The organism is Patescibacteria group bacterium (assembly GCA_034520665.1).
Lineage (GTDB): Bacteria > Patescibacteriota > Patescibacteriia > JAXHNJ01 > JAXHNJ01 > JAXHNJ01.
Genome location: JAXHNJ010000001.1, coordinates 415,431 through 429,975, shown reverse-complemented (window position 1 = coordinate 429,975; position 14,545 = coordinate 415,431). Strand labels below are relative to the sequence as shown.

Genomic DNA, 14,545 nt, shown 5'->3' with positions numbered 1-14,545 from the left:
ATTTTACTCAAAATCTTATTAAATTTCACTATCTTTGCTGTTTTATAAAATTCTATCTATAAAAAACTGGCTGAATTAATATATATTTTAGTAAATTTATTATACCATATAATAGTTTATTAGAAAATAGTATTTGTATTGCTTAATTCTAATTAGTAATATCTAGTCTTATTAAAGCTAATTTAAATTATTTCCTAACCCTTGAAAATTTTTTTATTTATAGTTAAAATAACAAATAATGAAATCAAAAAAAATACGCGAAAAGTTTATAAATTATTTTGGTAATAAATTAAAGCATACTCATATGGCCAGTTCTTCACTTATTCCAGCTAATGATTCCTCAGTGCTCTTAACTACGGCTGGTATGCAGCCATTTAAACCCTATTATTTAGGAGAATTGTCAGTTAAAAAAGATTTTAAAAACAGAAATTTAACCAGTATCCAAAAATGTTTTCGTACCTCTGATATTGATTCAGTTGGAGATGCCAGTCACCTCACTTTTTTTGAAATGATGGGTAATTTTTCCATTGGTGGATATTTCAAAGAAGAAGCTATAAAATACGCTTTTGAATTTCTGGTTAAAGAACTGAAATTAAATAAAAAAAGACTCTACGCCACGGTGTTTAAAGGTGATGATGAAGTGGTTAAAGATTTTGAAGCTATAAAAATATGGCAAAATTATCTTAATCAAGATAAAATAAGTGAATTTGGTCGAAAAGAAAACTGGTGGGGGCCGCCGGGTAAAACCGGACCTTGTGGGCCAAGCTCAGAAATTCATTACGATTTGACCGGGCAATCTTGCTCAAGAGGCAAAGATTGTCAGCCCAATTGTGAATGCGGACGATTTGTTGAAATATGGAATTTAGTATTTACTCAATACCTCAAAGACGCTCAAGGTAAGTTTAAAGATTTACCGACTAAGAATATTGATACGGGTATGGGTTTAGAACGTTTGCTTATGATAATGCAAAAAAAATCATCAGTTTTTCAAACTGATCTTTTTAGACCTATAATAGAAGAAGCTAAAAAAGATCCTCAAATTGAAAAGTTACAAAGTGAAATTGAGAAAGTCAAGAGTTTAAGAATAATTGCTGATCATATTAAGGCCTGTGTTTTTCTAATAGCTGACGGCGTTCAGTTTTCGAACAAAGAAGAAGGATATATTCTGCGCCGTATTTTCAGGCGGTTAATTGATCAGTTTGAAGGCACTAATTTTTCTCTAGAAATCTTAGTTGAAAAAGTTATAGAGATATATAATCCTTACTATCCTCGTCTTAAGGAAAAAAAGGAGAATATTTTAACTCTTTTACGTGATGAAACCAAAACTTATGATAAAATCTTAAAAACAGAAGTGGAAAAAGTATTTAAAAAGATGGGTAAAAACAAAAAAAAATCTTCGGAAAAGAAAAAGCCCTCATCTCGTAAAATAACGGCTCAAGAAGCCTTTCAGCTTTATTCTACTTATGGTCTAAGCCCAAACTTAATCAGGAAAAAGGGTTATCAATTTAATGAGAAAGAATTTGGAAAAATGGTTGAGGCCCACAAAAAAATATCCCGAGCTGGGGCCGAAAAAAAATTTGGTGGCGTGGGGGACTTGGGTGAAAAAGTGACTAAACAGCATACAGCTACTCATTTACTACATCAGGCCTTAAGAGAAGTCTTAGGTGACCATGTTAAGCAGATGGGCTCAGACTTAAAACCGGAGAGACTGAGATTTGATTTTTCGCATTCCCAAAAAATGACTGAACAAGAAAAAAAAGAAGTGGAAGATAAGGTAAATGAAATTATAGAAAAAGATTTAAAAGTAACCTGCGAAGAAATGCCTTATGAAAAAGCGGTTAAATCTGATGCTTTATCGTTTTTCAAAGAAAAATATCCTGATCTAGTAAAGGTTTATAAAGTAGGTGATTTTTCCAAGGAAATTTGTGCTGGTCCGCATGTCAAGAAAACCTCAGAGATAGGCCATTTTAAAATAAAATCCGAAAAATCATCCTCCAAAGGCGTAAGGAGAATAAAAGCTGTCTTGGAGTAATCCTTTTTTTAGGAATTAATTTCTTTTATCTTTTTAACTACTTTATTAATTATCCAGTCCGGCGTAGAGGCCCCAGCGGTAATACCGATGGTTTTTTTATTTTTAAACCATTTTTTCTTTAATTCTTTTTCTGTTTCAATATGGTAGGTGGGCCCATACTCCTGGCAAACCTGTTTTAGTTTCTTTGTGTTTGAGGAATAACGACCCCCGATAACTATAACTATATCTGATTGCCTGGCCATTTTATGGGCTGCTTTTTGCCTTTTTTTTGTTGCTTGGCAGATTGTATTATAAATTTTTACCTCTTGAGCGGTTTTTTTTATTTTATTTAATATTTTTTTAGTATTTTTTATATTAGAAGTTGTTTGGCAGATGACACCAATTTTATTTTTGTTTAAGGATGAGCATTTATGATTTTGTAAAATAATGGGATTTTTTAAATTTTCAGCTATAGCCTTAGTTTCCGGGTGGTTTTTTAAGCCTAAAATAACCACTTGATAGCCTTGTTTTTCTAGTTTTTTAGCTAATATTTGAGCCTTTTTTACAAAAGGACAGGTTAGATCAAATATCTCAAACCCCATTTTTTTTGCTTGTTCTTTTTTTTGATCTGATACTCCATGAGCTCTTATAAAAAGTTTGCCTGGTTTTATTTTTTTAGAAAGTCTGTCAATAGGTCTGATGCCCTTTTTCTTAAAGTAATCGACAACTTGAGGATTGTGTATAACTGGGCCTAGAGTATAGGCTTGGCCTTTTGTTTTTTTTAACTCCCTTATAGCTCGTTTAACTCCAAAACAAAAGCCATAATCGTCTGACATTATTATTTTTTTACCATTAATCATAATATTTAGCATAAATTAACTAATAACTAAGGTCAAGACTTGACAGGTATGAGTAGTATTTGGTAAACTATTTTTGAACCTCACGACTTAGGAATGGCTTTCTAAAATAAGATAAATTACTTTTGTGCCATTTTTAAGTTATTAAGGGCACAATTTTTATTAAATATGTCTAAACAAGAAGAAAATAAAGCAAAAAAAAGCGAAATTAAGACTAATAAAAAGGGTTTTATAGAAACTAAAGGTGAGGTTACTGAGCTTTTACCTTCTGCTACCTTCAAGGTAAAACTTGAAAGTGGACCTGAAATATTGGCTCATCTTTCGGGTAAAATGCGTATGCATCGCATTAAATTACTGCCCGGAGACACAGTTCAGCTGGAAATGTCACCCTATGATTTAACTAAAGGTCGTATTACTTATAGATTATAAATATTATGAAAGTTCGTTCTTCAGTAAAAAAAATTTGTAAAGACTGTAAAATAATCCGCCGAAAAAAAAGAGTACGGGTGGTTTGTAAAAACCCTAAACATAAACAAAGACAGGGATAATTTTTTATATATATGGCTATAAGAATATCAGGGGTAACCCTACCAAAGAATAAAAGAATAGAAATTGCTTTAACCTATATCTACGGTATTGGCCGTTCATTAGCCAATGAAATTTTAAAGTCTACTAAAATTGACCCCGACAAAAGAACAGATCAATTAACAGACAAAGAAGCTAATTCACTGCGGAAATTGATTGAAGATAAATATCAGGTAGAAGGTGAGCTGAGAAGAAGTCAAGCTATGAATATAAAAAGACTTAAAGAAGTCGGTAGTTATCGCGGCAGTCGGCATTCCAAAAATCTGCCAGCCCGAGGCCAAAGAACAAAAACTAATTCCCGAACAGTACGCGGTAATGTCAGAAGAACTATGGGTTCCGGCAAAAAGCCGGCTGTAGAAAAAACTTAATTTATTACTTAATTTATGCCTAAAAAAAAGAATATCAAAAAACAGAAAAAATCTATATCAAAAAGAAAAAGAATAGTCGAAAAAGGTTATGCTTATATTTTTTCAACTTATAATAATACCATTGTTACTTTAACGGATACTAAGGGTGATGTAATTACTTCATCTTCAGCCGGTCGAATGGGTTTTAAAGGTCCTAAAAAAGCTACTCCCTACGCAGCTGGTGTAATTGTCCGTGACGCTGTCGAGAAAGCCAAGAGTTATAAACTTAAAACTGTTGATGTTTTTATCAAAGGTGTTGGCAGCGGCCGGGAAGCAGCCGTTCGCGCTTTATATAATAATGGTTTGAATATAACTAGTATTAAAGACCGCACGCCCATACCCCATAACGGGCCGCGTCCTAAAAAGGTAAGGAGAGTTTAACTATGAAGATAGCTGCTAAATGTAAATTATGTCGACGCTCGGGTGAAAAACTCTTTTTAAAGGGTGAGCGTTGTCAAACGCCAAAATGCGCTATGGTCAAAAGAAATTATCCACCGGGGTCGCACGGTCAGAAACGTAGAAGGAGACTTTCTAGTTATGGTATTCATTTGCGGGAAAAACAAAAAGTGCGCTATATGTATGCTTTGACTGAAACTCAGTTAAGAAACTATATGAAAAAAGCCATGAATAAGAAAGGCAATACCGGTCAGCTATTTTTACAACAATTGGAAAGCCGTTTGGACAACGTTATTTATAAACTTGGTCTGGCCGCTTCAAGAATACAAGCCAGACAGATAATCACCCACGGCCATATACAAATTAATGGAAAAAAAGTTAGTTTTCCCTCCTATCAAGTTAGTCCAAAAGAGGCTATTCAAATCCGAAAGAAATCCCTTGAAAGTGATTTCTTTAAAAACCTTAAGAAGAAAATAGAAAAACACCAAGTTCCTTCTTGGCTTGATTTGGATAAAAAAGAGCTTAAAGGTAAAGTGATAAATCAGCCCCAAGAAAAAGATTTGGAATTAGGTATACAAACCCAATTATTAGTCGAGTTTTACGCTAAATAAAATATTTTATTCTTAACTATAAAAAATATGGAAAATTTTCCTCTGCCAACAAAAATTGAAATTAAAAAAGCTAAAGATGATTCAAAGCAATTTATTATTGAGCCGCTTTATCCGGGTTATGGCAACACAATTGGAAATGCTTTGAGAAGGGTCTTATTATCTTCCTTATCTGGAGCGGCTGTTACCGCCGTTAAAATTAAAGGTGTTGAGCATGAATTTTCTACTATCAAAAATGTAAAAGAAGACGTCATTTCAATTATTCTTAATTTAAAACAGATTAACTTTAAATATTCCAGCCCGGAACCAGTTAAACTCATCTTAAAAGAAAAAGGCGAGAAAAAAGTAAAAGCCGGTGATATTAAAGCGACGGCTGATATTGAAATATCTAATAAGAATCAAGTTATTGCTAATTTAACCGATAAAGAAGCCGAGCTCGAGATGGAGTTAACAGTTGAACGCGGTCGCGGCTATAAACCGGTAGAATCAAGAGAAGAAGAAGAGGTTCAGATTGGCAATATTAGAATTGATGCCATTTATACCCCGATTAAAAATGTTAATTTTCACGTAGAAAATGTCCGTGTGGGCGAGATCACTAACTTTGACCGGCTTATTTTAGATATTAAAACAGACGGGACTTTAACCGGTGAGCAAGCCCTTAAGCAGGCCGCCGAACTTTTGGTTAAGCATTTTAACTTTGTTAAAGGTTTACAATCAACAGAAAAAAAGGATAAAACCAAAAAAGTAGAGAATGAAAAAGACCAGAAAAACCAGCCAAAAGAAGAAGAGAAAAAGAAAATAACTAAAGAAAAGTCGATAACTACCCCGGAAAAAAAATAACTTCGTAAAATACTATAATGAGACATCGTAAAAAAAAGAAAATACTTGATCGTAACGCTTCTGGACGACGAGCTTTAATCCGTAATTTAGCCTGTGAATTAATTATTCACCGCCGTATTAAAACTACTCATACTAAAGCTAAAGTCCTTAGAGCCTATATAGAGAAGCTGATTACTAAAAGTCGTTCAGGCCAGCCTTCTTCTCTGCGTTATCTTCAAAAATATCTTAATAAAAAAACAGCTAATATTTTATTCAAAAATATTGCTCCTAAATATAAAAAGCGGGACGGAGGTTACACCAGAGTGGTAAAAATAGGCCGACGTTCCGGCGATAATGCTCTAATGGCTTTAATTGAATTTGTTTAAATAATATGAAAAATAAAGAAATTATTGATGCTAATAATAAACCCCTTGGTCGCTTGGCCAGTCAAGTTGCTATTAGATTAATGGGTAAGGATCAACCAAATTACCAGCCCCATAAGCCGGGAAATTTAATTCTGGAAGTAAAAAATGCCTCTAAAATAAAATTAACCGGTCTTAAAAGCAAAAATAAAGTATTTTATAAATATAGTGGTTATCAAGGTGGTGTTAAGCAAAAGAAACTATCTGTGTTAATGAAAAAAGATCCATCTTCTGTGTTAAAGATGGCCGTTAAAGGCATGTTACCTCATAATAGATTGTTAAAACATAGGCTAAAACGATTAAAAATTTCCAACTAAATTATGGTAAAAAAAGCAAAAAAAACTCAGAAATCTTCCAATAAAAAATCTAGAAGTAAAAAAGGTTCCAAAAAAAGAACTTATATATTTGCCGTTGGCCGGCGTAAATCGGCGGTGGCTCGTGTAAGATATTACAAAAAGGGTAAAAATGAGATTATTATTAACCAAAAAGATTATAAAGAGCATTTTGTAAACTTAGAGTTCAAAAATATAATTGAAAAGCCATTAAAAGTAACCGGAAATTTAAAAAAATTTGGTAAGTTTACAATTAAAGTTAAAGGTGGTGGTAAGAGGGGACAGGTTGAAGCTATTTCTTTGGGCATGTCCAGAATCTTAGTAACTTTAGAGCCAAAAAATCGCAAACTCTTAAAACCGGAAGGTTTATTAAAACGTGATCCAAGAGTCAAAGAAAGAAAAAAATACGGTCTCAAACGGGCTCGCCGGGCTCCGCAGTGGAGAAAAAGATAAAACATATAAAAAAAGAAAATTGTCTAAACAAATCAGAGAAAATAAGGTTTCTCGTAATACTTTATTTTTAACCATTGCCTACACCCTACAAAAAGTAATCTCATTTGGTTACTTTATTTATTATGCCCGTTATATTGGCTATATTGGTACCGGCCAATTTGTTTTTGCGGTTTCCTTTACTACAGTTTTTGGTATTTTAGTTGATTTAGGTTTAAATCCGGTTTTAATTCGTGAAATCTCCCGTTTTAAAAATAAGGCTCATAAGTATTTTTCAGCTATTTTTACGGTGAAAGTATTTTTTGCTTTTACGGCTATTTTACTTATCTATATTACTATCAATACTTTATCTTATCCAGAAACTACTAAGTCTCTGGTTTATTTTGCCGGCTTTGTTATGCTTTTTGAATCTTTTAGTTTGAGTATATTTGGTGTTTTCCGGGGCTTTCATAATTTAAAATATGAATCAATCGGCACTTTAATATATCAGCTCTTGGTGGTTAGCTCAGGTATTGTTATGCTGCAAATTTTTAAGCAGCCGATTGTCCTCGGTATAGCTATTCTTATCGGAGCTATCGGTAATTTTTTGTATGCCTTAATAAAATTAGTAAAACATACTGATATAAAGCCTCGGTTTTATCTTAATTTTTCTCTTTTAAGAAAACTTTTTAAAATGGCTATGCCCTTTTTCCTGGCCGGTATTTTTACTAAAATCTATGCTTATATCGATATACTCTTACTCTCTTTTTTAAAAAAAGGTCAGGGTGGGGAAGAGTATGTCGGCTGGTACTCGGTAGCCTATAAACTAACATATGCTATTCAGTTTATACCCTTAGCTTTTAATAATAGTATTTATCCAGCTCTTTCCAGACTTTATATTTCTTCTCAAGAAATTTTAGCTAGAACCGTAGAAAATGCTTTTCGTTATTTAATGATTATCAGTTTACCTATATCCTTAGGAGCTTTTGTTTTAGCCGATAAAATTACAGTTCTTTTTACCAGTGATTATACTCGCTCTATTCCAGCTTTTCGAATTTCAATTTTAGGTTTAGTTTTTATCTTTATTAATTTTATTTTAAGTTCGGTCTTAAACGCTACCAATCGTCAGAAAAAAAATACTCTAAACATAGGCCTAACAGTCGCTTTTAATGTCATAATTAATTTAATTTTAATACCGCGCTTTAATCACATCGGAGCTTCTATAGCCGCTCTTTCTTCAGCTGTTTTTCTCTTTGTAGTGGCTTATTATCAGACTCAAAAAATAATTAAATACAATAAAGCAAAAATAGTCTCCTGGTTTTTTCGCAGCCTTACCGCCTCGCTCGGTATGGCTTTAAGTATTTATTGGCTTAAACCGGCTGTTAATTTTATTTTACTGATACCCATCGGGGTGCTAATATACATAGCGCTAATACTTTTATTAAAAATTATAAAGTATTCAGAATTACGATATGTAATTAAATCTATAATTAGACGGTAAAAAATGAAAAAATCATTATTAATTACTAATTTCTTTCCTCCCAAAATTGGCGGTATTGAAAATTATTTCAAAAATTTATGCTATCAACTGCCTGAAGATAAAATATCTATATTAACTGATGATGATTTGCCAAGGGGAGATTTTGATAAAAAATACAAAAGGAAAATTATCCGCCTTAATTTTTATCCCTGGCGGTTTTTTAAACCCTCCTGGCTGCCTCTTTTTTGGCGGATAAAAAAAATTATTAAACAAGAAAAAATCCAATATCTACAATTTGGCCATTATTTTAATTTAGTTACAGTTGGTCTTGTTTTTAAAAAATTATTTAAGATACCTTATTTAGTTTATACTCACGGAGTGGATACTTTGATTCCTCAAAAAAATTGGTTACAGAAAAAAATCATGACCAAGAACCTAAAAAACGCCCAGTGGGTTATTGCCAACACAGAATTTATGAAACAAAAAATTATCGAGCTAGGTGTTTTTCCCTCAAAAATTATAGTAGTTTATCCTTCTTTAAATCAGAATATTTTTAAGGTTAAAACCAGTTCTAATTTTATCAAAAAAAAATATAATTTAAATAATAAAAAAGTACTGCTTACCTTAGGGCGTCTAGTTAAAAGAAAAGGACAGGATATGGTTATTCGCTCTCTGCCAAAAATACTAAAAAAAATACCTAATCTCATTTACCTTATTGTAGGAGATGGCCCGGACAAAGAATATTTGCAAAACTTAACCGAAAAATTAGGTTTGAAAAATAAGGTAATTTTTACCGGAGCTGTTAAAGATAATTTATTAAAGAAAATACCTTTTTACCAGGCTGCTGATTTGTTTATTATGCCGACTCGTGAAGAAAAAGAAAAAAAAGACTTAGAGAGTTTTGGTTTAGCCTATTTAGAGGCCCAATCCCAAAGAATTCCAGTAATATTGGGCCTAGCCGGCGGCACTAAAGAAACAATAATAGACAGACAAACCGGTCTAGCTGTTAATTCAAAAAGTGTTAATGAAATATCACAGGCCGTAATTAAACTATTAAATAATTATGAATACTCAAAATTATTAGGTGAAAAGGGCTTTAACTGGGTAAAAAAGACTTTTAACTGGCAGACTCAGATTAAAAAAGTTAAATTTATTTTAAAAAATAATAATGAACTTTCAAAAAAATATGAAAAGCCTTTGATCAGTGTTATTATTCCTGCTTTTGGTGCTTCAGATTTTATAGACTCTTGTTTAAACTCCATTCAATTACAAAGTTTAAAAAACTACGAAATTATAGTCATTAATGACGGACCGGATAAAAAACTAAATCAAGTTTTAAGACAATATAAAAATCTATTAGTCTTAAAAAGAAAGCATAAAGGTGAATTACCGGATCAAGCGGCCGCTGTTCGTAATCTTGGAGCTAGTAAAGCCAGAGGTAAATATTTATTTTTCTGTGACTCTGATATAATCTTAAAACCAAATTGTCTTTTAGAGATGTTTAAAGTGCTTGAGTTAAATCCCTTTGTTTCTTTTTGTTATAGCGGATTTATTTTTGGTTCAAAAAAATTCCACCCTTTAAAATTTTCTAAAAATAGATTAAAAAAGTATAATTACATTTCCACTATGTCTTTGATGAAAAAAAAGGATTTTCCCGGTTTTGATGAAAAACTGGCTCGTTTTCAGGATTGGGACTTATGGCTTACTATGATTAAAGAAGGAAAAAAAGGCTTGGCCCTAAATAAAATTTTATTTAAAGGACCGATGAGAAAACAAGGGATTTCAAAAACTATTAATAAAGAAAAATACCAAAAAATGGTTACCAAGAAACATAAATTAAATTAATTATGCCCCGACTAGAATTATCAATTATTATTGTATCTTGGAATGTCTCTAAACATTTAAATATTTGTTTAAACTCAATTTATAAAAATTCCGAGAACATAGAATTTGAAATTATTGTTATTGATAATAATTCAAAAGATAATACCCTATCTTTAATAAAAAAGAAATTTCCTCAAGTTAAGCTAATAAGTAATAAAAAAAATTTTGGCTTTGCCACAGCCGTTAACCAAGGCCTGGCTCAATCAAAAGGAAAATACCTTTTGCTGCTTAATCCAGATACTGTTCTTTTACCAGATACTCTGAAAAAAAGCCTTACTTATATGAAAAAAAATCACTTTACCGGTGTAATGGGACCTAAAATATTAAACTCAGATTTGAGTTTACAGCCTTCTTGTCGGCGTTTTCCCACCACTCTGTCGCAAACTTTAATACTTTTAAAAATCCATCATATTTTCCCTAAACTTAGATCTTTAAGAAAATATCTGATGCAAGATTTTGATTATAAAGAAAGTAAAGAAGTTGATCAGGTTATGGGAGCCTATTTTTTAATTAGGCGCTCTGTTCTTGAGAAAGTCGGTGGCTTTGATGAAAATTTTTATATTCTTTTTGAAGAGGTCGATTTTTGTCGCCGCGTTAAAGAAGTAGGATTAAAAGTTGATTTTTACCCTTTGGTTAAAATTATACACCATGGGGGAGAGAGTTTTAAAAAAGTTAAATCAATTCGCTCACAAATAAATTTTAACCGCAGCCTTCTTTATTATTTTAAAAAATATCACTCCTCCTTTTCCTATTATTGGTTGGCTTTACTTACACCTTTAAGTCTATTTTTAGCCTTATTAACCCCTTTTTTTGCCGTATTTCAAAGAAAAAATTAGGTTGCGCCACGACCTAAAATGTGTTATTATTTAAGCTCAAAATATGGAGCTTATTTTTTTAAAAAACAAAAAAACCTATCTGTACGTTTTCTTTTTGTTGTTGATTTTTCTCTTATCATTTATTGGTTTTATCTACCCTTGGATAAATTACACTGTTTTTTGGTCAATATTAATTTTGACTGTTTTTTTAAGTTTTAAAAAATTGAAGTACGGCGTTTTTTTAGCTCTTTTTGAATTGTTTATCGGGTCCAAAGGTTATCTTTTTTCTTTTCCAATTTTTGATTATGTTGTCTCACTACGGCTATTAATCTTTATTGTTTTAATAGCCGCTTATTTAATCTACCTAATTAGAAAAAAAGAAATCAAGTTTTTACAGTCAAATTTATGGTTTCCTTATTTATTGTTGATAATATTTATCGGGATGGGTTTTTTAATTGGTTTAAAAAATAATAACCCCTCTTTGGTTTTTTATGATATTAATGCTTATTTTTATTTAGCTTTAATTTTTCCTTTTTTCTCGGTCTTAAGCCAAAAAGAAAATATCAAAAAATTATTAAAAATACTGGGAATTTCTGTTATCGCTCTTTCCTTGTTTACTCTTTTTATTTTAGCTGATTTTAGTATTTTTCATTACAACAATAACTTAATTGAGGCTACTAAAATTGAAAGTAAACAATTAGAAGAAATGGAAAATCTAGCTAATCAACCAGAAAATGCTCGTTTAGCTCAGGCTACAAAACTAGCCCGTGAAAAACTTAATTTAACTTCAGAAGAATTAAATGAAGACAAACCACTTGTTTACCGTTGGCTTAAAGATTTGGGGCTAGCCGAAGTTTCTTATTTAGGGGGGCGTTTTTTTAGAATTTTCAGCACCAGTCATTTTTATTTGATTATCTATTTTCTTATTATAGTGGGATCTATTTTTTTTAGCCAAAAGAAATTCAAAAATCTTTTACCGGAATATATCTTAGGAATTTTCTTATTATTAATTATTTTAATTTCATTCTCGCGCAGTTTTTGGTTAGGCTTATCTATTGCTTTTGTTTATTTGCTTTTTAGCTTATCAAAGAAAAAAATAGCTACTATTATTTTAGTCATTATTCTAATGATCTTATTATCAGGATTAATTCTAAATTCTGTCAGTCCAAAAACTTTTCAAGTTGTTTGCAATCGTTTTGCTAGTTTATTAAAACCAAATACCGAGCTTGCGGCCTCGAATAGAATTAATATGCTAAACCCTCTTTGGCAAAAAATAAAAGAAAATCCTTTTTTTGGCTCAGGCTTTGGCACTTTAATAACCTTTAAATCTTTGATTCCGGGTACTGAATTAACTGAATATATCAGCGTTTATCTCTATGAATGGGCTTATTTAGATATTATAGTGAAAATTGGATTGCTGGGTTTTTTAGCCTATCTTTATTTTATATCTTTTATCTATAAAACCGGACATTATACCTTAAAATACCTTAAGAATAATGATTACATTTTAATTAAATCACTTTTAGCGGGTTTAATTTCCCTTTTAGTTATTCATCTCACTACTCCTTATCTTAATCATCCTTTGGGAATTGGATACATCTTAATTATAGCTTCAGTTTTTTATTATTATCTTGGCCAATCATATGCAGACAAAAAAGGTAAATATTAATATAGTTACTTGGAACTCTCTAATATATATTGAAAATTGTCTAGCTTCAATTTTTAAACAAACCTTCAGAGATTTTTCGGTTTTAGTGATTGATAATGGCTCTAAAGACGGTACTCTAGAATTTATTGAAAAAAATTACCCAGAAGTAAAAATTTTAAAAAACAAAAAAAATTTAGGCTATGCCAAAGCCCATAATCAGGGCCTTAAGATAACTGGGGGAGAGTGGCTTTTAATAATGAACCCGGATATTATTTTAAAAGAAGATTATTTAGAAAAAATGATCAATTTTGTACAAAAGAAACCAGAATATCAAGCCATTACGGGAAAAATAAAAAAATTTCATTTTAAGGGCAATGATTTGAACGAAATAATTTTTACTGATATTATTGATAATACAGGTCTAGCTGTTAAACGTAATCGTAACTTTTATAACCGTCACGAAAATAAAAAAGATCATGATGTTTTCAATAAGCCTGGACCTGTCTTTGGTGTTTGTGGAGGTTTGTTATTTATCAATCGATCTACTTTGAACAAAATAAAAATTGGACAAGAATATTTTGATGAAGATTTCTTTGTTTATAAAGAAGATATTGATTTAGCTTGGCGTATGAATATTAAGAATAAAAAGTCTTACTATTTACCGACCGCTCTGGCTTACCATCATCGTCAAGCCAAAGCTCCTAAAGATCAAAGCTTTAAAGCAGTTAGAAAATCCAGGCAGGCTAAATCAAAAGTAATAAATTATTATTCCACTCGCAACCACCTTTTAATGTACTTAAAAAACGAATATGTTTCTAATTTTTTTAAAGATTTTTACTACATAGTACCTCGCGAACTAAAAAGATTTTTCTATATACTATTTTTTGAAATAAAAAATATAAAAGCTTATTTCCAATTCTTTAAATATTTTAACAAAATGCTAAAAAAAAGAGAACAAGTTTTAAAACCTAAAAATATAAAATCAATAAGAGAATGGCTCAAGAAATAATATTATCAGTAATAATTTTAAACTACAAAACCAAGGGTTTACTCAAACAATGTATAAAAGGTATACAACTCTTAAATTTACCCGTAAATTATGAAATTATAGCCGTTGACAATCATTCCAATGATGACAGTGTTAAAATGATGCGTGAAAATTTTCCTAATATAAAATGTATTGAAAGCCCTCAAAATAACGGTTGTGCTGCTGGTAATAATCTTGGTATTAAAGAAGCTAGGGGTCAATATATTATGATCTTAAACCCTGATATTGCTATTTTTGAAGGAGTGATTGAAAAATTATTAAAATTTATGGACAATAACCCTAATGTTGGGGTAGTGGCCCCCAAATTAATTAATCCGGACGGTACCAGACAGATTTCCTGCTATCGCTTTCCACGATTTATGACCCCCATCTACCGCCGTACGCCACTAGGCAAACTTCCGTCAGTTAAAAAGAAGCTTCGAGATTATCTTATGCTTGACTATAATTTTAAAGAAGTTAATGCTGTTGATTGGGTTTTAGGCGCTTGTATGCTCGTTCGAAGCTCTTCTATTGAAAAAGTGGGTTTAATGGACGAAAGATTTGAACTTTATTTTGAAGATGTTGATTGGTGTCGCCAATTTTGGCAAGCTGGTTTTCTTGTTTGTTATTTAAATAATATAGAAATAGTTCACTATCATCAGAGGTTAAGTGCTGAAAATCCCGGACTAAGGGGAATTTTTAGTCAAGCTACTCGTATTCATATTGCTAGTGCTTTAAAATATTTTGCTAAATACTGGGGAGCCAAGAAAATTAATAAAGAAAAAATAATTACCCGAAAAAAAACAAATGAAAAATAAAGGCAAA

Annotated in this window: 17 protein-coding genes; 16 read left to right on the top strand and 1 reads right to left on the bottom strand. The window is 31.3% G+C overall.

The window, feature by feature from the left end:
• Positions 1–238 precede the first annotated feature (238 nt).
• On the top strand, positions 239–2,032 hold the full coding sequence (locus U5L76_02195; protein ID MDZ7798409.1) for an alanine--tRNA ligase: 1,794 nt from the start codon (positions 239–241) through the stop codon (positions 2,030–2,032).
• 8 nt (positions 2,033–2,040) lie between these two features.
• Here U5L76_02195 and ispH read toward each other — a convergent pair whose 3' ends face one another.
• Positions 2,041–2,871 carry a 4-hydroxy-3-methylbut-2-enyl diphosphate reductase gene (ispH, locus tag U5L76_02190; GenBank protein MDZ7798408.1) on the bottom strand — a complete coding sequence of 277 codons (831 nt, stop codon included), beginning with the start codon at positions 2,869–2,871 and terminating at the stop codon, positions 2,041–2,043.
• A 165-nt stretch (positions 2,872–3,036) separates the two neighbouring features.
• Here ispH and infA point away from each other — a divergent pair, with 165 nt between their 5' ends.
• Genes infA through U5L76_02115 form a run of 15 tightly spaced genes read left to right on the top strand, consistent with a single transcriptional unit; the run spans position 3,037 to position 14,538 of the window.
• The gene (infA, locus tag U5L76_02185; protein ID MDZ7798407.1) at positions 3,037–3,297 is read left to right on the top strand and encodes a translation initiation factor IF-1; all 261 of its coding nucleotides are present in this window, start codon (positions 3,037–3,039) and stop codon (positions 3,295–3,297) included.
• Between the two features lie 5 nt (positions 3,298–3,302).
• Positions 3,303–3,416, top strand: a complete 114-nt coding sequence (rpmJ, locus tag U5L76_02180) for a 50S ribosomal protein L36 (GenBank protein MDZ7798406.1) — start codon at positions 3,303–3,305, stop codon at positions 3,414–3,416.
• Positions 3,417–3,428: 12 nt separating this feature from the next.
• Positions 3,429–3,821 (top strand): 30S ribosomal protein S13, encoded by a 393-nt coding sequence (rpsM, locus tag U5L76_02175; GenBank protein MDZ7798405.1) that lies wholly within the window; start codon positions 3,429–3,431, stop codon positions 3,819–3,821.
• 15 nt (positions 3,822–3,836) lie between these two features.
• Positions 3,837–4,241 (top strand): 30S ribosomal protein S11, encoded by a 405-nt coding sequence (rpsK, locus tag U5L76_02170; protein MDZ7798404.1) that lies wholly within the window; start codon positions 3,837–3,839, stop codon positions 4,239–4,241.
• 2 nt (positions 4,242–4,243) lie between these two features.
• Positions 4,244–4,867 carry a 30S ribosomal protein S4 gene (gene rpsD / locus U5L76_02165; GenBank protein MDZ7798403.1) on the top strand — a complete coding sequence of 208 codons (624 nt, stop codon included), beginning with the start codon at positions 4,244–4,246 and terminating at the stop codon, positions 4,865–4,867.
• Positions 4,868–4,894: 27 nt separating this feature from the next.
• Positions 4,895–5,704: a DNA-directed RNA polymerase subunit alpha gene (locus U5L76_02160; protein ID MDZ7798402.1), complete on the top strand. Its 810-nt coding sequence runs from the start codon at positions 4,895–4,897 to the stop codon at positions 5,702–5,704.
• A gap of 17 nt (positions 5,705–5,721) precedes the next feature.
• Positions 5,722–6,069, top strand: coding sequence for a 50S ribosomal protein L17 (gene rplQ, locus U5L76_02155; GenBank protein ID MDZ7798401.1), 348 nt, complete (start codon positions 5,722–5,724; stop codon positions 6,067–6,069).
• A 5-nt stretch (positions 6,070–6,074) separates the two neighbouring features.
• Positions 6,075–6,422, top strand: coding sequence for a 50S ribosomal protein L13 (gene rplM, locus U5L76_02150; GenBank protein ID MDZ7798400.1), 348 nt, complete (start codon positions 6,075–6,077; stop codon positions 6,420–6,422).
• A 3-nt stretch (positions 6,423–6,425) separates the two neighbouring features.
• Positions 6,426–6,890 carry a 30S ribosomal protein S9 gene (gene rpsI, locus U5L76_02145; protein ID MDZ7798399.1) on the top strand — a complete coding sequence of 155 codons (465 nt, stop codon included), beginning with the start codon at positions 6,426–6,428 and terminating at the stop codon, positions 6,888–6,890.
• On the top strand, positions 6,814–8,367 hold the full coding sequence (locus tag U5L76_02140) for a flippase (protein ID MDZ7798398.1): 1,554 nt from the start codon (positions 6,814–6,816) through the stop codon (positions 8,365–8,367). Before rpsI ends, U5L76_02140 begins: the two co-directional genes overlap by 77 nt.
• Positions 8,368–8,370: 3 nt before the next feature.
• Entirely contained in the window at positions 8,371–10,191 is a 1,821-nt protein-coding gene (locus U5L76_02135; protein ID MDZ7798397.1) for a glycosyltransferase, read from the top strand.
• Between the two features lie 2 nt (positions 10,192–10,193).
• On the top strand, positions 10,194–11,066 hold the full coding sequence (locus tag U5L76_02130) for a glycosyltransferase family 2 protein (GenBank protein ID MDZ7798396.1): 873 nt from the start codon (positions 10,194–10,196) through the stop codon (positions 11,064–11,066).
• Between the two features lie 43 nt (positions 11,067–11,109).
• On the top strand, positions 11,110–12,714 hold the full coding sequence (locus U5L76_02125) for an O-antigen ligase family protein (protein ID MDZ7798395.1): 1,605 nt from the start codon (positions 11,110–11,112) through the stop codon (positions 12,712–12,714).
• On the top strand, positions 12,689–13,702 hold the full coding sequence (locus U5L76_02120) for a glycosyltransferase family 2 protein (protein ID MDZ7798394.1): 1,014 nt from the start codon (positions 12,689–12,691) through the stop codon (positions 13,700–13,702). The genes U5L76_02125 and U5L76_02120 overlap by 26 nt, the downstream gene beginning before the upstream one ends.
• On the top strand, positions 13,687–14,538 hold the full coding sequence (locus U5L76_02115) for a glycosyltransferase family 2 protein (GenBank protein MDZ7798393.1): 852 nt from the start codon (positions 13,687–13,689) through the stop codon (positions 14,536–14,538). The genes U5L76_02120 and U5L76_02115 overlap by 16 nt, the downstream gene beginning before the upstream one ends.
• The last annotated feature ends 7 nt before the right edge of the window (positions 14,539–14,545 follow it).

Excerpts from the sequence above, each read along its gene's own strand:
- U5L76_02195 (MDZ7798409.1), top strand. The coding sequence starts at position 239 with ATGAAATCAAAAAAAATACGCGAAAAGTTTATAAATTATTTTGGTAAT.
- ispH (MDZ7798408.1), bottom strand. The coding sequence starts at position 2,871 with ATGATTAATGGTAAAAAAATAATAATGTCAGACGATTATGGCTTTTGT.
- infA (MDZ7798407.1), top strand. The coding sequence starts at position 3,037 with ATGTCTAAACAAGAAGAAAATAAAGCAAAAAAAAGCGAAATTAAGACT.
- rpmJ (MDZ7798406.1), top strand. The coding sequence starts at position 3,303 with ATGAAAGTTCGTTCTTCAGTAAAAAAAATTTGTAAAGACTGTAAAATA.
- rpsM (MDZ7798405.1), top strand. The coding sequence starts at position 3,429 with ATGGCTATAAGAATATCAGGGGTAACCCTACCAAAGAATAAAAGAATA.
- rpsK (MDZ7798404.1), top strand. The coding sequence starts at position 3,837 with ATGCCTAAAAAAAAGAATATCAAAAAACAGAAAAAATCTATATCAAAA.
- rpsD (MDZ7798403.1), top strand. The coding sequence starts at position 4,244 with ATGAAGATAGCTGCTAAATGTAAATTATGTCGACGCTCGGGTGAAAAA.
- U5L76_02160 (MDZ7798402.1), top strand. The coding sequence starts at position 4,895 with ATGGAAAATTTTCCTCTGCCAACAAAAATTGAAATTAAAAAAGCTAAA.
- rplQ (MDZ7798401.1), top strand. The coding sequence starts at position 5,722 with ATGAGACATCGTAAAAAAAAGAAAATACTTGATCGTAACGCTTCTGGA.
- rplM (MDZ7798400.1), top strand. The coding sequence starts at position 6,075 with ATGAAAAATAAAGAAATTATTGATGCTAATAATAAACCCCTTGGTCGC.
- rpsI (MDZ7798399.1), top strand. The coding sequence starts at position 6,426 with ATGGTAAAAAAAGCAAAAAAAACTCAGAAATCTTCCAATAAAAAATCT.
- U5L76_02135 (MDZ7798397.1), top strand. The coding sequence starts at position 8,371 with ATGAAAAAATCATTATTAATTACTAATTTCTTTCCTCCCAAAATTGGC.
- U5L76_02130 (MDZ7798396.1), top strand. The coding sequence starts at position 10,194 with ATGCCCCGACTAGAATTATCAATTATTATTGTATCTTGGAATGTCTCT.
- U5L76_02125 (MDZ7798395.1), top strand. The coding sequence starts at position 11,110 with ATGGAGCTTATTTTTTTAAAAAACAAAAAAACCTATCTGTACGTTTTC.
- U5L76_02120 (MDZ7798394.1), top strand. The coding sequence starts at position 12,689 with ATGCAGACAAAAAAGGTAAATATTAATATAGTTACTTGGAACTCTCTA.
- U5L76_02115 (MDZ7798393.1), top strand. The coding sequence starts at position 13,687 with ATGGCTCAAGAAATAATATTATCAGTAATAATTTTAAACTACAAAACC.